Origin of the sequence: Streptomyces sp. NPDC050485 (assembly GCF_044458185.1) — a bacterium.
Classification (GTDB): Bacteria; Actinomycetota; Actinomycetes; order Streptomycetales; family Streptomycetaceae; genus Streptomyces.
The window spans coordinates 95,548-116,743 of sequence record NZ_JBITHR010000023.1 but is presented as its reverse complement, the minus strand read 5'-3'; the positions used below and the strand labels follow the sequence as shown (position 1 = coordinate 116,743).

The 21,196-nt window shown below is 72.7% G+C and carries 9 protein-coding genes; 1 reads left to right on the top strand and 8 read right to left on the bottom strand.

Features of this window, described 5'->3' with window-relative positions; translation table 11 throughout:
• Positions 1-3 precede the first annotated feature (3 nt).
• Genes ACIBK6_RS33780 through ACIBK6_RS33765 form a run of 4 tightly spaced genes read right to left on the bottom strand, consistent with a single transcriptional unit; the run spans position 4 to position 9,358 of the window.
• Positions 4-2,001 carry a bifunctional Gfo/Idh/MocA family oxidoreductase/class I SAM-dependent methyltransferase gene (locus ACIBK6_RS33780; RefSeq protein WP_399055819.1) on the bottom strand — a complete coding sequence of 666 codons (1,998 nt, stop codon included), beginning with the start codon at positions 1,999-2,001 and terminating at the stop codon, positions 4-6.
• The gene (locus tag ACIBK6_RS33775) at positions 1,998-3,101 is read right to left on the bottom strand and encodes a saccharopine dehydrogenase NADP-binding domain-containing protein (protein WP_399055817.1); all 1,104 of its coding nucleotides are present in this window, start codon (positions 3,099-3,101) and stop codon (positions 1,998-2,000) included. The genes ACIBK6_RS33780 and ACIBK6_RS33775 overlap by 4 nt, the downstream gene beginning before the upstream one ends.
• Entirely contained in the window at positions 3,098-8,605 is a 5,508-nt protein-coding gene (locus tag ACIBK6_RS33770; protein ID WP_399055815.1) for an amino acid adenylation domain-containing protein, read from the bottom strand. Before ACIBK6_RS33770 ends, ACIBK6_RS33775 begins: the two co-directional genes overlap by 4 nt.
• 45 nt (positions 8,606-8,650) lie before the next feature.
• Complete coding sequence (locus ACIBK6_RS33765; protein ID WP_399055813.1) at positions 8,651-9,358, bottom strand: VOC family protein; 708 nt, start codon at positions 9,356-9,358, stop codon at positions 8,651-8,653.
• Positions 9,359-9,473: 115 nt separating this feature from the next.
• Here ACIBK6_RS33765 and ACIBK6_RS33760 point away from each other — a divergent pair, with 115 nt between their 5' ends.
• Positions 9,474-10,574 carry a Gfo/Idh/MocA family oxidoreductase gene (locus ACIBK6_RS33760; RefSeq protein WP_399055811.1) on the top strand — a complete coding sequence of 367 codons (1,101 nt, stop codon included), beginning with the start codon at positions 9,474-9,476 and terminating at the stop codon, positions 10,572-10,574.
• 5 nt (positions 10,575-10,579) lie between these two features.
• Here the strand turns inward: ACIBK6_RS33760 and ACIBK6_RS33755 are convergent, their stop codons facing one another.
• From ACIBK6_RS33755 to ACIBK6_RS33740, 4 genes are all read right to left on the bottom strand, one after another.
• Entirely contained in the window at positions 10,580-12,124 is a 1,545-nt protein-coding gene (locus ACIBK6_RS33755; protein ID WP_399055809.1) for an MFS transporter, read from the bottom strand.
• A gap of 31 nt (positions 12,125-12,155) precedes the next feature.
• On the bottom strand, positions 12,156-13,574 hold the full coding sequence (locus ACIBK6_RS33750) for a salicylate synthase (RefSeq protein WP_399055807.1): 1,419 nt from the start codon (positions 13,572-13,574) through the stop codon (positions 12,156-12,158).
• A gap of 60 nt (positions 13,575-13,634) precedes the next feature.
• Positions 13,635-20,168, bottom strand: coding sequence for an amino acid adenylation domain-containing protein (locus ACIBK6_RS33745; RefSeq protein WP_399055805.1), 6,534 nt, complete (start codon positions 20,166-20,168; stop codon positions 13,635-13,637).
• A gap of 84 nt (positions 20,169-20,252) precedes the next feature.
• Positions 20,253-21,023, bottom strand: coding sequence for a thioesterase II family protein (locus ACIBK6_RS33740; RefSeq protein WP_399055803.1), 771 nt, complete (start codon positions 21,021-21,023; stop codon positions 20,253-20,255).
• Positions 21,024-21,196: the final 173 nt, after the last annotated feature.

Here is a 21,196-nt window from a genome sequence, read left to right as displayed (position 1 = left end):
TGGTCAGCTCGCGGTGGCGAAGAACAGGTGCTGGCCGGCCACCGCGAGCGGCGACCGTGCGTCAGGGAGGACGAAATGCGGGACGAAGCCGGCGGCGACCAGCTCCCGCCGCCACCCCTCGGCGTCGACGAAGACCTGACCGGAGCCGGCGCGTCGGTCCTCGCTGCCCACGCGCGGCCGGCCCGGCGGGGCGGACAGCAGGAACTGCATCGAGGTGAGGACCGCGTCGTTCTCCCGCGTCGACTCCGTGAACACCAGCCAGCCGCCCGGCGCCAACGCGCGTCGGATCCGGCGCAGTGTGCGCCCCACGTGCATCGCGTTGTGCAGCACGTTCCCGGCGAGCACGACGTCCGCCGTCGCCGGAGTCACGCCCTGCGCGGCGAAGTCTGTGTCGACATCGATCAGCCCGTAGCGCAGCCCGGGGTGGTCACCGAAGCGCTCACGCGCCGCCACGGTGAACATGCGGGAGACGTCGGTGAACAGGTAGTCGACCGCTTGGCCGGACAGCGACCGCAGTGCGGCGCCGGTGCTCAGCCCGGCCCCGCCGCCGAGTTCGACCACACGCAGCGGCCCGCCCTCCGGGCGCGGGCAGCGGGCCAGCAGGTACCCGCACGCGGTGTTCAGATACCCGGTGAACACGTTGTCCTGGTAGGCCGACAGCGCCGAGAGCACCTGCCCCTCGGCGAACAGCACGTGCTGCACCGCCACCTCGTCACGGACCAGCCGGGGCAGCTCGTCCAGCGCGGCCTCGTGGAACCGCGCCATGGCGGGCGGGAACCCCAGCCTCGCGTAGGCGTCCCGCATGCCGTCACGGGTGCCGACCGGAATCGCCTCGACGCGGTACCGGCCGGACTCCTGGAGGAGGACGCCTCGTGAGGTCAGTGCGAGCAGCCAGCGCCGCACCAGCCACGCGTGTCTCGGTGCCGCGCCGAGAACGGCGGTGATCTCCTCCTCGGTCCTCGCCTCGTCCCCGGGCAGCGCCTTGGAGAGCAGGTCGGCCACGGCGGCCAGGCTGATCTCTCCCAGCCGCTCCATGGCCGCGGGAAGGCCTGCGATGGCTTCCGGATCCGGTACGCCGGTGAGCCCCGCCTCGTGCGTCTCAACCGCCGTGGGCAGTTCGTCCGGGAGTGCCCGGGCGTCCTCGTCCGCGGCCTCGACGGCCGCCGCTGCGAGCTCGGCGGCCAAAACGCCGACCGTCGCTGCCTCGGGCGCCGGACCGAGCGCGGCCAGCACGTCCTCCCGCAGCCGGCAGCACGTGAGTTGCTGCTGGACGTCCGAGGCGGCCGCACCCGACCCTCGCACGGCCTGGGCGAACGCCCGAAGCTCGGCCTCCACGGCAGCTGTCCAGTCATCCCGGCCGCCCGGATCCCCGAGCGGTACCCGCTCCGTGCCCGAGGTCCAGACCACTGGACCGCACACGCTCGTCAGCGCCAGCTCACCACCGGCGGCGCCCAGCACCATCTCGATGTCCGGCATCGCACCCGGCGGCCGCTCCTCCCTCACCCGCAGGGAGATCGGCACATCCGCCAGGCGCCCGCCGAGCACGCTCGACGTACCGAGCGGGTCCGCCAGGGTGTCGAAATCCCATGGCCGCAAGGTGCCGAGCACGTCGCCGAGCACCCGCACCAGCGCGGGCAGCGAGTCGCGGGCGCACGACGCCGCCACGTAGGCGATCGGCGCCCGCGCCCGCAACGCCCGCGCGGCACCGGCGAACCGCAGGACCGTGGGAAGCCGGGACAGCGGATCCGCGAGCCGGAACACCACCCCCGAGCGGTGTGCCTGCCGCACGCATCCGGCCAGCTCCTCCTGCCCCATCGGCTGCTCGGCCAGCACCGCGATCCCGCGCCGCAGCAGCTCGGCGGCGACTCGGGACCCGGCCACCCAGCAGGCGCCGCCGTCCGAGGGTTCCTCGGCGCGGTCGAGCCCCGCCCTCCCGAGCGCGCGGCGGTGAACGGAGCCGAAACCGTCGCCGTGCAACGCGATCCGCAGGGTGTCCGTCACAGCACGCCCTCCTCGACGGCGCCCAGTTCCTCGATCGCGGCGTCCAGCACCGACAGCTCGGTCACCGCACCGCCCGCACGCAGCCGGTCCATGGCGGACACCGGGTCAAGTGCCCCGGCCGCGAAGTGCCGCCCTGCCGGCACCTCGCCCCGGTCCACAGCAAGCGTGGCGGTCGCGGTGACGGCACCGGTCAGCTCGCAGTTGCGCCGACCGCGCAGGACCGCTGTCGCGGTGACCTGCCTGCCCTGCGACAGCCCGTCAAGCTGCGCCAGCAGCACCACATAGGGCTCGCGTCCTGCCAGGTCCAGCAGGCTGCCGCGGCGCAGTGCCGCCACCGCGTCCCGCCGGTCCAGGGCGCGCACCCGGTCGAACGCGGCGCGTACGTGCTCGCCCGCCACCACCGTGTACCAGTCCCCTCGGGTGATTCCGAGCGCCCGGGCCAGCCGCTCGCCCTCGGTGGGCAGTTGGGGCAGCAGCGTCGCCGCGCCGGGATAGCACGGCACCCGGTCTTCGGTGCGTCGGCGCAGCGCGCCCGGCCTTCGCCGGCCGTCGCGCCAGGCGGCCAGGGGCTCGCTCACCCCGTCGGCGGCGCCCTGGAGGTAGTCGTCCGCGGCCACCTCGGTGAAGTGGTCCAGCAGTCCGAAGTAGCAGGTCATGCCGTGCACCTCGGCGAAGCCCCGGGCGGCGGCCCAGCGCGGCAGGAGCCCGGTGAGCCCTGGGCTCAGCCCGGCCGACAGCACCGCCGCCCGCTCGGACCAGGCGTCCGGGTCGAGCGCGGCGAACAGCGCGTCGTCGCCGGCCGCGTCCACGTAGTGGGCCCCGGCCCGCAGCGCCGCACGTGCCGCGCGATCGGCGACGGCGTGGGACGGGCCGGCGCAGTTGACCAGGATCCGGCAGCCGTCGGCGAACCGCTGGAGTGACGCCTCGTCGGTGAAGTCGACGGCCTGGGCCACGGCCTCTGGCGTACCGAGCCCGGCGACGAACCGGCGTCCCGCCGCGAGGTCGCGCCCGCCGACGCGCAGCGGACCCAGCCCGAGCCGGACCAGCTCGCGCGAGGCGCAGGCTCCCACATCGCCGTAGCCGCCGAGGACACCGATCACGACTCACCCCGCAGCGGCCCGGCCAGGTGCTCGGCCACCACCTGGACGTGTGGCGGCTCGATGACGCTGAAGTGGTTGCCCGGCACGTCCACGACGGTGAATTCGCCGAGGCAGGTGTCCGCCCAGAACGGGGCGGCCAGGTGCCCCACCCCGGCGGTGATCCCGAACGACTGCTGCTCGGTGCAGCGCAGGAAGGTCATGTCGCCGACGTACGGCTCGGGGTCGAACCGCGCGGCGCGCATGCTGTGGCGGCAGACCCGGAACAGAGCCGGTACCAGCTCCGGTCCCACCGGCACCCCGGCCTGGTTCGCCGCGGCCCGCGCGTAGGCCGCGAGCCGCTCGTCCTGGCTGATCCGCGACCGCTCGCGCACTGCGGCGGCCACGGCCTCCAGGCCCAGATCCCCGGTCAGCCTGGCCATCGCACCCGCCGGCACCTTGCGGTCGTAGTCCGTCATCAGCTTCTCGATCGCCCGGTACACGTCGGCGTGCTCGACGCCCGCGCCGAAGACCGTGGTCACCGGGTCGAGGTTCAGGTTCGGCACGAAGATCGACTCGAAGGCCAGCTCCTCGTCGGTCTCCACGAACATCGGGATGCTGTCGACCAGCGCCAGGTCCACGACGTCCATGCCGCGCTCCTGCAGCCGCCGTGCCACCTCGGTGGCAAGCAGCCCACCGAGGCAGTAGCCGACCAGCTGGAACCGGGTGTACCCCTCGTCGACGAGCCGCTGGGTGTAGTCGTCGGCGACCCGGTGCACCAGGTCCTTGGGCTCGATCGCCAGGTACTCCTCGGTGTCCGCGACGGCGAACCCGACGACCGGGCCGAGGTCCTGCGCGGCCATCGCGCGGCCCAGGTGCTGGAAGTAGTCCAGGGTGCCAAGGGCCGCGTGGAACATCACCCGTACCGGTCCGTCGCCGCTGCCGCCGAACGGGATCAGCAGCGAGTTGCCGCGCTCACCGCGCCACGAGGACGGCTCTGCGGCCGAGGCCGCTGGTCCCGTCGTCCCGGGCACATCCTGCGCGGCGGTGCCGGAGCGCAGCGAGCGGGCGAGCGCGGCGACCGTCGGCTCGTTGAGCATCTGGCGCAGCAGGGTGTCGTAGGCGACCGGCTCCGCCTCAGGTATCTCCTCGCGCAGTCGGCCGGCCACTCGGGCGAGGATCAGCGAGTCGGCCCCGCGGTCGTAGAAGTTCTCGTCCCGGCCGATCCTGGCGATGCCGAGCGCGTTCGCCCACAGCGCGCACAGCCGGCTCTCCAGCTCGTCGGCCGAACCGCCCTGGTCCTGGTCGGCCGCCGAGGTGATCGCCGGCCGCCAGCCGGACAGCGTCCGCCGGTCGATCTTCCCGTTGCCGGTGAGCGGAAGCTCGTCGACCACCTGCATGTGCGCCGGGACCATGTGCGACGGCAGCCGCTGCGCCAGAAAGGCGGTCAGCTCCTCGGCGGTCACCGGCCGTCGGTCGGTCTTGAAGCGCGCGGCGAACGCGTGGATGCCCTGCGCCGCCATCGGGTGGTCGTCATCGGGCAGGCTCAGCACCAGCTCGCCGCCCGCGGCTTCGATCACCTCGCGCCACCGCCGGCGCGAAAGGAACTTGGTGCCACCGTGCGCGCGGTCACCGCCCGCCGGATCCATCATGAAACCCTGGGTGAGCAGCACGTGCGGGTGATCCTCGGTCGGTTCCGTGAACACCAGCCATCCGCCGGGCGCCAGCAGGTCCACGGCGGCCGCCACCGCCGCCTCGACGTCCTGCGTGCTGCTGAGCATGCCGGCGCACAGCACCACGTCGGCAGAGTTCGGTGCGAGGCCCTGGGCCCGGTGGTCGGCGTCCAGGTCGAACAGGGCGAACCGCAGCCACGGCCGGTCGCCGAAGCGTTCGCGCGCCTCGGCCAGGAAGAAGGCGGTCAGGTCGGTGAACAGGTAGTCCACCTGATGGCCGTCGAGCACCGGGAGGACCGCGGCGGTGGTGGCCCCGGTGCCCGCGCCGATCTCCAGCACCTGCAGCGTTGCGTCGTGCGCGGCGGCGATCCGGTTCAGCAGCGCGGCGACGGCCTGGTTGTTGTGCCGGGCGATCGAGTCGTCGCGGTAGACCGCGTGCGCGACCTCCTGGCGGCCCTCGGGGAACAGCAGCTCGAACGGGTTCTGCTCGTCGGCGAGCAGCGCCGCAAGCCGGTCGACGTGCTCACGGTGGTAGCGCACGAACTCCGGCGTGCACAGCCCCTCGGCGGCGCGCTGCTCGACCCGCTGCCACGCCTCGCCGACCGTCCGGTCGTCCACGTCCCGCACCCGCCGGTACCGCCGGGTGTCCGCCTCGGGCTCCAGCCATCCGGCGTCGGCGAGCAGTTCGAGCCAGCGGCGCACCAGCCAGTGGTGACGCTCGCTCACCTTCGCCGCGGCCAGCACCTCCTCGGCGGTGTGCGCCCGCCCTTCGGCGAACAGGCCGGCGGAGACAAGTACGTTGAGCATGGACGCGAGCGCGGCCCGGTGCAGGTCGCGCACATGCCCGGCGACGTGGTCGGTGTCGAGATCGCGTACCTGCTCGGAGGCGAACCGGCGCACGATCGCACCCAGCCGCGCCGTGTCCACCTCGTCGGTACGGGAACCGCGGGCGGCTTCGACGAATCCGAGCAGTGCCCGGTCGGAATGCCCGGTCCCGGACACCACCGCGGCGGCCGCGCCCACCGCCGGGTGGGCCAGCAGCGCCGCCTCGACCTCGCCGAGCTCGATGCGGTGTCCGCGGATCTTCACCTGCCCGTCCTCGCGGCCGAGGAACTCGATCTCTCCGCCCGGCAGGTAGCGCCCCAGGTCGCCGGTGCGGTACATCCGCTGCCCGTCGACGGGGTGGTCGAAGAACCGCGCCGCGGTCAGCTCGGGGTCACCCAGGTAACCGGCGGCCAGGCCGGCGCCGGTGATGTACAGCTCGCCGACCGTCCAGACGGGGGCGTCCCGCAGTGCCTCGTCGAGTACCCGGAAGCCCTGGTTCACCAGAGGGGTGCCGTAGGGGATGCTGGTCCATGCCGGGTCGACGTCGGTGATCGGGTGGTGGATCGACCAGATCGACGCTTCGGTCGCGCCGCCGAGAGAGACCAGCGTCAGGTCGGGTTCGAACCGGCCGATCTGGGCGGGAAGGGTCACCGGGATCCAGTCGCCGGACAGCATCGCCAGTTGCAGCGAGCCGACCGCCACGGGTTCGGTCTCAAGGTAGTTGGCGAGCATCTGCAGTTGGGCGGGCACCGAGTTCCACACCGTGACGCCGTACTCGGCGACCAGGCCGGCCCAGTGCGACGGGTCGGCGCCCCGGGCCGGATCAGTCAGTACCAGCGTCGCACCGACCGCGAGCGGGCCGAAGATGTCGTACACCGACAGATCGAAGCCGAGCTGGGCCAGACCGAGCACCCGGTCGTCGGCGGCGATTCCGAAGCGGGCGTTGATGTCCACGATGGTGTTCAGCGCCGCCCCGTGGGTGATCACCACACCCTTCGGGTCGCCGGTGGAGCCGGATGTATAGATCACGTACGCCGGAGCGTCCGGATCGCCCGCTTCGACGGCCGGCGGCTCCGTGGCCGGCGCCAGGGTGTCCACCTCGGACGCCCGCAGGTCGGCGGGGAGCGCTGTGCGGGCCAGGACCCACGACTGGGTGAGCACCTGCCGGACCCCGGCGTCGGCGAGCACCTTGTCCCGGCGCAGCTGCGGCTGAGTGGTGTCCAGTGGCAGGTACACGCCACCGGCGAGCAGCACGCCGAGCACCGCGACGACCTGCTCGATGTCCTTGTCCATGACGATCGCGACCCGCTCACCCGGCGCGCAGCCCCCGGCGCGCAGGACTTCGGCAACCGAGGCGGCGCGCAGCACCAGCTCGTGGTAGCTCAGCGAGCCGGTCGCGCCGACCACGGCCGTCGCGTCCGGCGTGTGCGCCGCCTCTCGCAGAATCCCGTGGTGCAGCAGGGAGTCCGGCAGCGGGGCGGCGGTGTCGTTGACCCGGGTCCGCTCGCTCGTCTGCCACTGCGGCAGCGCGACCGGCTCGGTCTCGTCCCACGCCTCGTCACCGTCGGCCAGCCGGCCGAGCAGGGTCCGTAGCGCGGCGAACATGTCCTCGACGAGCCCGTCCGGGAAGACCCCCTGTCGCACGTCCCAGTTGACCGTCAGGCCGTCGGCGTCGTCGGTCACCTGGCAGTCCAGGACCACCTGCGGCGTCTGCGTGATCCCGATGCCGATCGTGCCGCTGCCGGGGCCGGCGCCGAGACCGATCGCGCTGGTGAACACCACCGGCATGAGCGCCGCCTCGCGCCCGCGCCGCCGCGCGATCTCGCGCACCACCTCGACCCCGGAGAACAGCCGGTGGTCCAGGTCGGAGAACAGCTGGTCGGCGATCGACGCCGCGTGCGCGGCGAAGGTGCGCCCGTCCGGCGCCGCGAGGTCGAGCAGGCTCACCGAGGTGAAGTCGCCGACCAGTGCGGGCACTTGGGGGTGCAGGGCCAGCCGGTTGAGCAGCGTGAGGTTCAGGCAGAAGCGGTCACGCCGGCTCCAGCGCCGCAGTACGGCCGAGTACGCCGCGAGCACGGCGACCGAGGGGGTCAGACCTCGCTCACCGGCCCGCCGCCGCAGCGCCGCCCAGGCGTCCGAGGACACCCGGGTGTGGTGCCGGGCGAACCGCACCGGACCGCCGGTCTCCGCCTGCACCGAGGGAAGTTCGGGGGCGGGCGGCAGGCCGTCGGCCCTGGCGAGCCAGTAGTCGCGGTCGCGCCGGTAGCGGCCGGTCTCCCGCAGCCGCCGCTCGGCGATCAGGTAGTCCCGGAACGAGATGTCCAGTGCGGGCAGTTGGTCCGCGTGCCCGGCGAGGACCGTGTCCAGTTCCCGGAACAGCACGCCGGCGCTGGCCCAGTCGGCGATCAGCGCGTCGAGCGAGAAGTGCACGATGTCGCCGCCGTCGGTGCGGGTCAGCCGCAGCTCGAACAGCGGCCAGGTGTCGGTCTGGTAGATCCGGTGGCCCAACTCGGCCCGCACCGCCTTGAGTTCGGCCTCGACCTCGTGCTGCGGCGCGTCCCGCAGGTCGGCGGCCCGGACGACGCATCGGGGCACCTCGGGCAGCACCCGCTGGTAGCCGTCGCGTTCGACCACCGCGCGCAGCATGTCGTGCCGCTCGATCAGCAGGTTCCACGCGTCCTCCAGCGCCCCCTGGGTCAGCGACGGGTACGTCACCTCCAGGTAGCCGTGGCAGGCGACGCCGCCGTAGCCGAAGGAGTCCTGGCGCCCCAGCAGGTACGCCGTCTGCACGTCGGTGAGTGGGAACGGCTCGTGGCGGGCGGCCGGGTCCGCCGTCACGGTCACCGTGTCCGCGTCGGCGGCCAGCAGCTGGACGATCTGCGCCTTGTGCGCGCGCAGCGTCGCCCGCCGCTCGTCGGTGAGCAGGCCCTTGGGGGCGCGGAACTTCAGCTGTCCCGCCTCCTCCCAGAGCTCGACGCCGAGCGCCCTCAGGTCGGCGATGATCTCGGCGGCGGTTGTGGTGGTGGTCATCTCGGTGCGGCTCCCCCGTCAGGTCCTGGTATGTCGGTCATGGGATCAGGCGATGTCGGGCACGGTCCGAACGGGCTCCAGCACGGCGCCGTGCCGCAGTGCCGGATCCAGCTCGCCGCGCAGCCCGGCGAGTTCGATGCCCAACACCCTGGTGGTGTGGGCGGGTTCGACGAGGAACGTGGGGTCGTCGCCGACGATCAGACGGAACGTTTCGGCGTCCTCGGCGCGCACACCCATGCGCACGCGGTGCAGTTCGGTTGCGCCGTTGGCGTGCTCGGCATGCGCGGGGTGCTGCGGCGGGTCGTACGGCGTGACAATGAAGGGCAGCCGGTCATTGCGCGGGTAGGCCAGCCGGAACGTGGTCTGCTGCCCGTCGGGCTTGGTCCGCCGCCACCGCACCGCCCGCCCGGTGGGAACGCCGGCCGCGCGCAGCGCCGCGAGTTCGCCGATCAGGTCCTGCGCCTCGGTGACGACGGCTACGTCGCAGAACCCCTCGCCGCCCTGCGGCCAGCGGACCATGCGCGCGCCCGAGCCGCGACCGGCGATCAGGTCGATCGGCCACTTGAAGTACTTGGCCGTGCTCGGCGTGGTCAGCAGCTCGATCACCGGCCCGTTCGTGAACCAGATGTGCGCATGCCGCGCCTTGTCCTTGGCGGTCGCGTAATCCACCGTGAAGCCGAGCCTGCGGTAGTCCCGCACGGCCTGGTGGAGATCGCTCACCCACAGCAGGACGTGGCTGCACGTCGTTTTCATATTCCGTCTCCCGTTGCCGAACTCACGCTGATAGCTTGGGTTTTGACATGTTCTGCACCGATTGGCCTGTTATGGGCCCAGGAGGGTCGCTCGGCGACTCGAAGAAGGGGGATCCGTGACACACGCTCCACTGCGCGTGGTCGTGGCCGGCACCGCGTTCGGCCGCATCTACCTCGACGCGGTCAGGTCCGCGCCGCAGGAGTTCACCCTCGCGGGGGTGCTCGCACGCGGCGGTGACTACTCCGTGAAGCTCGCCGCACGCCACGGCGTGCCGCTGTTCACCTCCGCCGAGGCCGTGCCCGACGACATCGACATCGCCTGCGTCGTCGTCCGTTCGGGCGCCACCGGCGGACCGGGCTCGGAGCTGGCCCAGGCGATGCTGCGGCGCGGGATCCACGTGCTGCAGGAACATCCGGTGCACTCCACGGAGGTCGCCGCCTGCCTGCGCGCGGCGAAGCAGGGCGGCGCGGCCTACGCGGTGAACACGCTCTATCCGAACCTGCGCCCGATCCGGCAGTTCCTGGCAGCGGCAGAGTTCCTCCGCGCGCGTCAGCCGATCCGGTTCCTGGACGCGGCGTGCAACAGCCAGGTCGCCTATCCGCTGCTGGACGTGCTCGGCCGGGCGGCGGGCGGCCTGCGCCCGTGGTCGTTCGGCGAACCCGCCGACGCTCCCGAGAACACCTCGACGCCGCAGCCCTTCCTGAACCTCAACGCGGTGATCGGCGGGGTGCCGGTCACCGTGCGGGTGCAGAACCAGGTCCACCCCGGCGACCCGGACAACCACTCCCTGCTGATGCACCGGATCTCGCTCGGCTGCGACGCGGGGGTGCTGACGCTCGCCGACACCCACGGGCCGGTCCTGTGGAACCCGCGGATGCACTCCCCGCGCGACGAGACCGGACGCCTGGTGATGAGCGGACCGGGCACCGAGCGACTTGCCGTCCCCAGCACGTCCGTCCTCGGGGAGGCGACCACTCGCAGCTACCACGAGGTCTTCGCCCGCACCTGGCCCGACGCGGTCCTCGTCGCCCTGCGCGGCCTGGTGCGCGATATCGCCGAGCCGGGCCGCCGAGCGCGCAGCGGCCAGTGGGCGCTCGCGGTCACCCGCGCGTGGAGCGACCTGACCGCGCGGATCGGCATGCCCGAGCTGGTCCGGCCGGACGAGCCGGAACCGATCGCGTTCGACGAGCTGGCCGCCGCGGCCGAGGTGGACTGACAGGGTCACGAAGGCACCGCCGAGGGCTCCTCGGCGGTGCCGGGCTCCCCGGCCTGCGCCGGGACGTGGTTGTCCTTGGCACGGATGAGGACCAGGCTCGCCAGCCCGGACAGCACGCCGGCTATCCCGCCGACCAGGAAGATCGTCGACAGTGCCCCGGTGTACCCGGCGCGCGCCAGCTCCAGTACCGGTTCCGCCACGGACTTCGGCACAAGACGGCCGGCCGCGTCGAACTGACCGGTGTTCACCAGAGCACGCAGTGGCCCCGCCGAACCGGCCGGCACACCGGCCGCGTTCAGTGCGTCGTCCGACATCGTCGAGTCCACCCGGGCCGCGAGAACGGCGCCGAACGCCGCGACGCTGACCGAAGTGCCGAGCGGGAAGAAGCTGTTCACCGCACCGGACGCGGTGCCGGCTCGGGACGCGGGCACCACGGCGACCGCGACACCGAGCAGTTGCGGCATGGCGAGACCGCCGCCGACACCGATCAGGATCAGCATCGGCACGATCGCGGTCCAGCCGTCGTGCGGACCGATCCCCACCGCGGTGAACATCCCGACACCGCACAGGCCCATGCCGATCGCCATCACGGCCGACAACGGCATGACCTTCGCCAGCACCCCGCTCATCGGCGCGCCGACCATCAACGCGGCCGACTGCACGAACAGCACCAGGCCGACCTTCAGCGGCGAGAAGCCCAGGATGCCGCCCAGCCAGAGGATGACGAACGGGAACATGCCGAAACTGACGATGCGCGCGGCGAAGCTGAGCAGCATCGCGCCGGAGAACGACGGGATGGCGAACAGCCGCAGGTCCAGCATCGCCCGTTCGCCCAGCCGCCACTGGACGACCACGAACACCACCGCGAGCACCGCTCCGGCGACCAGCGCGACCAGTACGTCCGGCCTGGACCAGCCCTTGTCCGCGCCGGTCACCAGGCCGTAGTTCAGCGAGAACAGCGCCAGCACGGCGAGCACCGGGCCGACCAGATCAAGGCGGGCGTCACGCACGCCGGCGCTCTCCGGCACGCGGCGGACCGTCCCGTAGATGATCAGCAGGCCCAGCGGCACGTTGACTGCGAACAGCAACCGCCAGTTGAGCGAGTCGACGACGACACCGCCGATCACCGGCCCCATCGCCGCCGCGGCGGCGCCGCCGGCGGTGAACAGCGCGACCGCCCGTTCCCGCTGCCCGGCCGGAGCACCCTCGAAGGCGCCGGCGATCAGCGCGAGGGAGGTGCCCATCACCATCGCACCGCCGATGCCCTGCACCGCCCTGGCCGCGATCAGGAGCTCGACGTTCGGCGCCAGCGCGCAGGTCGCGGACGCCAGGGTGAACACGATCACGCCGATCAGGAAGATCTGGCGGCGGCCGAGCCGATCCGACAGGGCACCCGCGGTGAGCAGGAGCGCCGCGAACACCAGCGTGTAGGCGTTGACCACCCACTGCAGGCCGTCCAGCGTCGCGTGCAGATCCGTGCCGATCTGCGGCAACGCGACGTTGAGCATCGTGATGTCCAAGGTCATCAGCATCGCCGCGAGGGCGGTCACCAGAGTGGTCCACCGCCTGTTCAACCGCGCATCAACCATTCGGACCGTCATCTCCTTGGTCGTTCGAGCCAACTCGTTGAACCAGGTCCGGCGTCTCGCCTCGGCGGGACTCGCCGGTCTCCCGGGTGGGACTTGCGGCCGCCGCGGGGACCACGAACGGCGCGACGCTGCTCAACTTCTCGCAGGTCTCCTCGTGTTCGCGCACCGGAGTGGACGCGGCGACCACGCCCGCACCGGCCCGGAGCCAGGCGCGGCCGGTGCGCTGGTACACCGCGCGCAGCACCAGGGCGGCGTCCAGTTCGCCGCCGCTGCCCGCCATGAGTACGGCGCCGGCGTACAGCCCGCGTGGCCCCGACTCCAGATGGGTGATCAGTTCGTACGCGGGGCTCTTGGGGATGCCGGACGCGGTGATCGCCGGGAACACCGCGGCCAGTGCGTCCCACGCCGTGTACGGCTCGGCAAGCGTCGTGTCCACCCGCGACCCGAGATGCTGGACACTGCCGCGTTCCTTGACGGCCAGGAACTCGCTCACCCGCGTGGAACCCTGGCGCCCCACGGTCTCCAGCTCGTCGAACGCGAGCTTCACCGAGGTGGCGTGTTCGAAGACCTCCTTGGGATCGGTCTGCAACTCGGCCCGTAGAGCCAGGTCGGCGACCGGGTCACCGGTGCGCGCCCGGGTGCCGGCCAGCGGCTGGGTGGACACGGCGCCGGAGGCAGCCACCTCGACCACGGTCTCCGGGCTGAACCCGGTGACCTGCCAGCCGCCGAGGTCGAGCAGGAACGACCGGGCCGGGGTGTTCGCCTTGCGCCCCGCCACGTAGGTCGCGCGCATGTCCACGTCGAAGGGCACGTCAACGCAGCGCGACAGCACCACCTTCTGCAGCCGGCCGCTGCGGATCTGCTCCACCGCGTGCGCCACGCCGGCGAGGTAGCGCCCGTCGAGCGTTCGCACGTCCACCGACTTCGGCTCGCCATCGAACGCCGGGGTCCCGGTGCCCACCGCGGATCGGATGGGGTCCACGGCCGCATCGTCGAGCGACCGGATCAGCAGCCGCTCCTCGCTGATCTCCAGCTCGACACCCGGGATCATCAGGTGCGCCAGGACATCCGGTGACGCCTCGGCGTCGGGACCCGCGAGCTCGAAGGACGCCCAGCCATAGGCGCGCCACTCCTTGAGCGGGGCCCGGTACAGCGCCTCGCGCACCGCCCGCCACGGCGAGCCCGACCAGGGTTCGGCGAACTCGCCCCCGAGGGTCGACCGCACCTGCCGCGCGTCCACGATCACCTCACCGACCGGGTCGCCGGCGACGAACCACCGGCGATCGCGCTCGTAGACCACGTAGTCGGCGAGTGCTCCGGAACCCACCACCGCCGACACCACGGCCAGCGGGTCGAAGGGGCCCCCGACGGCGGTCTCCCGGTAGTGGACGTGCTCTCTTGTCCCTGACATCACAGCGGCTCCCCCGGTCATCGTGAACACTTCTCGTGTAGTCGTCTCGACGGCAGCTGGTCACAGCTCGCCCTCCTCCAGGTCGGCCGCGGCAGCCTGTTCCTCGGCCAGCAGGGCGGCGACCGCACGCAATGTCGGCCCCGCGAACAGCCGCTTCAGCGGCAGCGCGACCCCGAACCGTGCCCGGGCCGCCTCGACGAACCGGACGGCAAGCAGGCTGTCTCCGCCCAGTTCGACGAAGCTCTGCTCACGGCCGACGCCTGGCACTTCCAGCATGTCGGCCCACATCGCGGCAACCGCCTCCTCCAGTTCCCCGAGCGGAGCCTGGGGCAGGTCGGTGGTGTCGATCGTCGCGAGCAGGTCGGCGACCGCCTTGCGGTCGACCTTTCCGTTGGCGCTCAACGGCAGGGCGTCCATGCCCTGGATCCGCTCGGGCACCATGTGCGCGGGCAGCCGGGCTGCCGCTTGCGTCCGCAACGCGCCGAGCTCCACAGCGGATCGACCGGATGCGACGACGGCGGCGGCCAGCCGCCGACCCGCTTTCCGGCCCACGACACACACCACCGCGTGCCCGACACCCGGACAGGAGGCCAGCGCCGCCTCGATCTCGCCGAGCTCGATCCGGTGGCCGCGGATCTTGACCTGGTGGTCGGACCGGCCGAGGAACTCCAGGGTGCCGTCCGGCCAGTACCGGCCGAGGTCACCGGTGCGGTACCAGCGCTCGCCGCCCTCGCCGGTGAACTGCCGGGCGGTGATCTCCGGCGCGCCCCGGTACCCACGGGCCACTCCGGCGCCGCCGATCCGCAGCTCGCCGGCGACCCAGTCCGGGCAGTCCCGCCCCAGCGGGTCCACCACCCGGAAACGCTGGTTGCGCAACGGGAATCCGTACGGCACCGACACCCAGCCCGGGTCCACCTCGGCGACATCGAAGGCATTGGACCAGATGGACGCCTCGGTGGCGCCGCCGAGCGCGACGAACCGGCACCCCGGCGCGACCGCGGCGAGCCGGCCGGGCAGGTCGAGCCCCACCCAGTCACCGGACACCAGCGCCACTCGCAGCGATTCCGGGTACTCACCAGCGCCCTCCGCCACGACCAGCAGCATCTCGAGGAGCGCGGGCACCGTGTTCCACACCGTGACCTCATGGGCCCGCACCAGGTCCAGCCAGACGCGCGGGTCGCGGCGGGCGTCCTCGTCGATGACGGCCACCGCGCCGCCCACCGAGAGCGGGCCGAAGATGTCGTACACCGACAGGTCGAAGTCCAGCGCGGACACCGCGAGCACGCGGTCCCGCTCGCCGAGCCCGTAGCGGGAGTTGACGTCCGCCACGGTGTTCAGCGCCGAGGCGTGGGTGATCTCCACTCCCTTCGGGTCGCCGGTCGAGCCGGAGGTGAAGATCACGTACGCGAGCTCGCCGGGGTCCGTGTCGAACGGACGGTCTGCGGGCTCGCCCAGGTCCGTCATCGGGACCTGGCGACAGCCTCGCCAGTCCCCCGGCGCGTCCGCCTCGGTGACCGCGAACCTCGCACCCGCCAGGGAGAGGATTCGGTCCCGGCGCGCCACGGGCTGGTCCACGCCGACCGGCAGGTAGGCCGCGCCGGCGGCCAGCACCCCCAGCACGGCGGCCAGTTGGTCCGGACCCTTCGGCAGGCTGACCGCCACCGGTTCACCGGGCGCCACCCCGTGCTTGGCCAGCAGCCCGGCCACCCGGAGCGCGCGGTCGGCCAGTTCGCCGTAGGTCAGTGTCCGGGTGTCGGCGATCACCGCGATCCGGTCCGGCCGCTCGCCCGCGAGGCGGAAGAACTCCGTGTGCAGCAGCCCGTCCGGCACCGGGCCGGCGGTCGCGTTGATCCTCTCGCGCACCTGCCGGGAAGCCTCGGGCAGCAGATCCGGCGTCGGGGCGGTCCAGTCGGCGCCGCCCACCCAGTCCAGCAACCAAAGGTAGGCGGCGAACATGTCGTCCACCATCCCGGGCGGGAACAGCTCCTCGACGACGTCCCAGTTCAGCGACACCCCGCCGTCGACCTCGACGACCTGGTGGTCCAGCCACACCTGCGGGGTCTGCGACACCCCCCACACCTGACGGCTGAACGGGCCGGACCGCGGCGCGGCCGTGCCGCCCGGCACCCCCAGCGCGCTGGTGAACACGACCGGCATCGACACCTCGGGATCGCCGGTGCGGCGGGCGAGTTCGCGCAGTACCCAGACAGTGGACACCTCGCGGTGGTCCAGCGAGCGCCACAGCTGCTCCTGCACCGCCCGCGCGCGGTCCAGCCAGCTCTGCCCCGCCTGCGGTTCGACGGACAGCGGCATCAACGAGGTGAAGTCGCCCATCACGCGGTGCACGTCGGGGTGCACGTCGGGGTGCACGTCCCGGCGGTCGAACAGGGTGAGGTTCAGGGTCAGGTCGGGGCGCGAGCTCCACCGGCCGAGTACCTCGGCGAACGCGGTCAGCAGCACCGCCGACGGCGTGATGCCGTGCTCGCGCGCACGGTCGGTGACCGCCCGCCAGCGCCGCTCATCCACCCGGCCCTCGTGCCGGACGAACCGCGGGCGGTCCACCTCGGACGGATCGACGGCGAGCGGCAGGCGCGGCGCGGACGGCAGGCTCGCCAGCCGCCCGGTCCAGTACTCCTGTGCCGCGGCCAGGGCGCCGGATTCGGGTGCCGCGCCGAGCACGTAGTCGCGGAAGGACAGCCCGACCGGCGGCAGTTCCGCGTCCGGGTTCTCGTAGAGCGTGCCCAGTTCGGCATAGAACGTCAGGATGCTCAGCGCGTCGAGAGCGATGTTGTCCACCCCGATGCCGAGCCGGGTGGTGCGACCGGAGCGCACCCCCTGGATGGCGAACAGCGGCCAGCTGCCGGGGTCGAACACCGCGTGCGACGCGGTGTCGCGCAGCAGCGCGAAGGCTCCGTCCTCGTCGTCACCCGCCTCGGTCACCGGGATCACGTACGGCGGCACCGACGGCAGGATCCGCTGGTCGCCGCGCTCGTCGAACACCGCGCGGAGCATCTCGTGCCGCGCCACCAGCGCGTTCACGGCCGACTGGAGCCGTGCCACATCCAGGTCGGGTACGTCGTACTCGCGGTAGAAGTGGCAGCCGATCCCGCCGAGGGTGAACTCCTTCGACCGGCCGAGCCAGTACGCGCGCTGCACGTCGGTCGGCGGGAACGGTTCATGCCGGTTCTCCTCGTCCGCCACCAGCACCGGCAGGGCCGGCTCGGCCGCTCCCAGGCGGAGGGTGGCGGCGAAGGCGGCCAGCACCGGACCGGCGAACAGGTGCGCCAGCGCCACCCCGGACAGCCCGGCCGCCCGCAGCCGCCCGACCAGCCTGGTGGCCAGCAGCGAATCGCCGCCGAGGGCGAAGAAGTCGTGCTCGCGGCCGACCTCCGGCACCCCGAGGATCTCCGACCAGGCCGCGGCGACGCGCCGCTCGACCTCGCCGCTGGGCGGGGTGACCTTGGCCGCCGCCCGGGTGTCGGCGGCGGAGAGCAGGCAGCGCAGGGCGGGCCGGTCGACCTTGCCGTTGGGTGTCAGCGGCACCGCGGGCAGCAGCGCGATCAGTTCGGGCACCATCGCCGACGGCAGACGCTCCGTCAGGAAGGAGCGTATTCGGGCGCTGTCGACCGGCTCCTGCGGCCGGATCGGCGTGATCGCGGCGGCGAGCCTGCCGTTCTCACCGACGACGGCGACGGCCTGGCCGACACCCGGGTGGGAGGTCAGCGCCGCCTCGATCTCACCGAGCTCGATCCGGTTGCCGCGCACCTTCACCTGGTGGTCGGCGCGGCCGAGGAACTCCAGTGTCCCGTCCGGCCAGTACCTCGCCCGGTCACCGGTCCGGTAGTAGCGCAGGCCGTTGACCCGCACGAACCGGTCCGCGGTGCGCGAGGGATCGCCGCGGTAGCCGAGAGCGACCCCGGCACCGCCGATCCACAGTTCGCCCGCCACCCAGTCCGGCGCGTCCCGCCCGAGCGGGTCGACCACCCGGCAGGTGACGTTGCGCAGCGGCGTTCCGTACGGCACGGAGTTCCAGTCCGCCCCGACCTCGGTGACCTCGCAGATCGTGGAGTGGATCGCGGTCTCGGTGGTGCCGCCGAGCGCGACGAACCGGCAGCGCGGCGCCACCTCGGCGAGCCGGCCCGGCAGGTCGAGGGTGACCCAGTCGCCGCCGAGCAGCACCACTCGCAGCGGCAGCTCACCGCCCTCCGCCGCGGTGAGCACCATGTCCAGCAGTGCGGGCACACAGTTGAGCACCGTGGCGCCGTGGGCGCGCAGCAGTTCCACCCATGCGGTGGCATCGCGGCGCTGTGGCTCCTCGACGCACACGATCGCACCGCCAGCCGACAGCGGGCCGAAGACGTCGTACACCGACAGGTCGAAGTCGAGCGCGGACACCGCGAGCGTGCGGTCGCGTGTGCCGATGCCGAACCGGTCGTTGAGGTCGTCGATGGTGTTCATCGCCGCGGCGTGGCTGAGCTCCACGCCCTTGGGTTCGCCGGTCGACCCGGAGGTGTAGATCACGTACGCCAGGCCGCCGTCGTCGCCGATCGCCGGGCCGTCCAGAGCGGCGGTGCCGGAGGCGACCGTCACGTCGTCGAGGACGTACCGCACCCCGGCTGCCGCATGGATCCGCTCGCGCCGGGTGTCCGGCTGGTCCACTCCCACCGGTACGTAGGCCGCGCCGGCGGCGAGCACCGCGAGCACGGCGAGCACCTGGTCCGGGCCCTTGGGCAGGGTCACCGCGACCAGGTCACCCTGCCGCACGCCCTCGGTGCGGAGCCGGCCCGCCAGGGCCAGCGCCCGCCGGGACAGCTCGCTGTAGGTGATCGAGCCCTCGGGGCCCCACAGCAGCGCCGGGATGTCGGGATCGGTCGCCGCGCGGGTGAAGAAGCCCTCGTGCAGGCGGCGGCCGCAGCGCTCGCCCGCGGTGTCGTTGGCCCGTGCCCGTACGGCGAGCTGACCGTCCGGCAGCATGGCGGGCAGCGGCGACGTCCAGGCGTCCGGATCGGAGACGAGGGCGTCGACAAGCGCGCTGTACGCGCCGAACATCGCGTCCAGCACACCGGCCGCGAACGCGTCCTCGCGCGCGTCCCAGTTCACCAGCAGTCCGCCGTCCAACTCGGTGACCTGGGCGTCCAGCCATACCTGCGGGCCCTGCGAGATGATCCAGGCGGGGTCGCCGAAGCACTCGCGCACCGCAGGCGGGAACAGTTCGCCGAGCCCGAGCGAGCTGGTGTAGACGACCGGTGCGAGGATCTGCTCGCCGTGCAGCCTGGACGCGTCGCGCAGCACCTCCACCCCGGAGCAGCCGGAGTGCTTGGCATCCTCGTGGAACCGGCTCTGCAACCGTGCGGCGCGCTCGGCGAACGTGCCGGGGGTGCCACCGTCCCAGGCCAGCAGGACCGACGACGTGAAGTCGCCGACCAGCGAGCCCACGTCCGGATGCGCGGGCTCGCGGTCGAACAGCGGGAGGTTGAGCAGAAAGCGCTGCTCGGAACTCCAGGCGGTCAGGGTCTCGGCGAACACGGCGGCGAGCGCCATCGCGGGGGTGAGCCCGTGCCGCCGGGACAGCTCGGTGAACGTCCGTACCGCCGCCGCGTCCAGCAGGCAGTGCCTGCGCACCACGGTGGTGGCGGCGACCTCCCGGTCGTGCCCGGCCACCGGCAGCTGCGGAGCCGCCGGCAGGTCGGCGAGCCGGCCCGCCCAGTGCTCGCGGTCCGCCCGCAGCGCCTCCGCCCTGGCCGGTGCGGTCCTGGCCGCCTCCCGGTCCCGCAGGTAGCGCGGGTAGCTGTACGTCAGGGGCGGCAGCGGGTTCGCGGGATCGCGGTAGTACGCGGCAAGGTCGGCGAGAAGCACGCGCAGGCTCAGCGCGTCCGCGGCGACCATGTCGAGGTTGACGTGCATCCGGGTGCCGCCGTCCCGGATTCCCTTCGGCAGGAGGGAGAGCTGAACGTCGAACATCTCCCCGGCGGTGATGTCCATGCTCCGGTGGGACAACTCGGCCCGAAGTTGCGCCAGTCGGGCCTCGGCGTCCACGGCGGACAGGGCCCGCAGGTCGTGCACCCGCAGACCCGGCCAGGGGCTCTGCGCAAGGATGCTCTGCCTGCCGTCGTCGTGCACCCGGGCGCGCAGCATCGCGTGCCGCGCGATCACCGCCCGCACCGCGGACTCCAGCCGCGCGGGATCGGCATCCGCGCCGTCGAACTCGTTGTAGAAGTGCGCGGCAACCCCGCCGAGGCGCTGCCCCTGCGCCCGGCCGACCCAGTAGGCGTGCTGCATCAGCGCCAGGTCGAACGGCTCGCTCTCGTCGAGGACTTCGGCCGCCTCGCCGGTGTCCGGCGCGGCGGCGAGCAGGCCGCCGCAGAGCCCGGCGATCAACGTCCGCCAGGCCGCGAGCGTCGGCTTCTCGGCGAGCTCGGCGAAACCGATGTCCAGACCGGACCTGCGGCATCGGCCGGCGAGCCGCATCATGGTCAGCGAGTCCAGCCCGAGCTGGATGAGGTTGTCCTGCTCGCCGATCTCGGCGGCGGGCACCTCCAACGCCTCCGCGACGGCCTGCATGAGCTCGGCCGTCATCTGCTCCTGTGGGATCACGGGTACCTTCCTGTGCCGTGTTGGTCTGATGCCCTTGCGCCGCAAGGGGCGTGCCGCGAGACGTGGCGGCCGGCCGAGGGCGGGTCAGTGGCGGGACGCGCCGACCGGTGAGCCGGAACCGGTGGTCAGACCGCGCTCGATCAGCCGGTGCACCGCCTCGGCCTGCTCGACCAGGTAGAAGTGCTCGCCGGGCAGTCCGTGCAGCGCGAACGCCGCACTGGTGTGCTCGCGCCACCGCCGCGCCTGTGCGGCGGTGACCTCCGGATCGCCGGTACCGATGACCGCCGTGATGGGGCAGTCCAGGACCGGGCCCGGCAGGTGACGGTAGGTCTCGGCGAGCGTGTAGTCGGCGCGGATGGCCGGCAGGAACACCGACCGGATCTCGGCATCGCGCAGCAGCTCGCCGTCGGTGGCGCCGAGCCGGACGAGCTCGCGCACCAGCGCCTCGTCGTCGAGCAGGTGCACAGCCTCGTCGACCACCTCGCCCGGCGCGTGCCGGCCGGAGGCGAACAGGTGGACCGGCGCTGTCGCCGGGTCCCGCTGGAGCAGCCTGGCCACCTCGTAGGCGACGGCTGCTCCCATGCTGTGGCCGAAGAGCGCCACCGGAATGCCGGCCAGGGCCGAGATCGCCGGGGCGATCGCCCTGGCGAGCGCCGCCATGTCCTCGATGCACGGCTCGTTGATCCGGTCCGCGCGCCCCGGGTACTGCACCACCCACACCTCGATGGTGTCGGGCAGCGCGCGGGTCCAGGAGGTGAAGAAGCTCGCCGCACCCCCGGCGTGCGGGAAGCACACCAGCCGGACCTCCGGGGCCACCCGGGGTAGTCGGCAGCGGAGCCAAGGAGTCGGCGTCATGTCGACACTCGACGGTCAGCAGGCAGGCAACATCGCGAACGGTCCATGTCTCTCTCCCCGTGAGAACCTTTGCACAACGTACAAGCGAGGCCTTCGGCCTTGGCGTGGAAGCCTCTTCATTCCTAGCATGTCTAACCAGAAGTCGGCCAGTAACTATTGACCAACCATCAACT

Excerpts from the sequence above, each read along its gene's own strand:
- ACIBK6_RS33740 (WP_399055803.1), bottom strand. The coding sequence starts at position 21,023 with ATGACGCCGACTCCTTGGCTCCGCTGCCGACTACCCCGGGTGGCCCCG.
- ACIBK6_RS33765 (WP_399055813.1), bottom strand. The coding sequence starts at position 9,358 with ATGAAAACGACGTGCAGCCACGTCCTGCTGTGGGTGAGCGATCTCCAC.
- ACIBK6_RS33770 (WP_399055815.1), bottom strand. The coding sequence starts at position 8,605 with ATGACCACCACCACAACCGCCGCCGAGATCATCGCCGACCTGAGGGCG.
- ACIBK6_RS33750 (WP_399055807.1), bottom strand. The coding sequence starts at position 13,574 with ATGTCAGGGACAAGAGAGCACGTCCACTACCGGGAGACCGCCGTCGGG.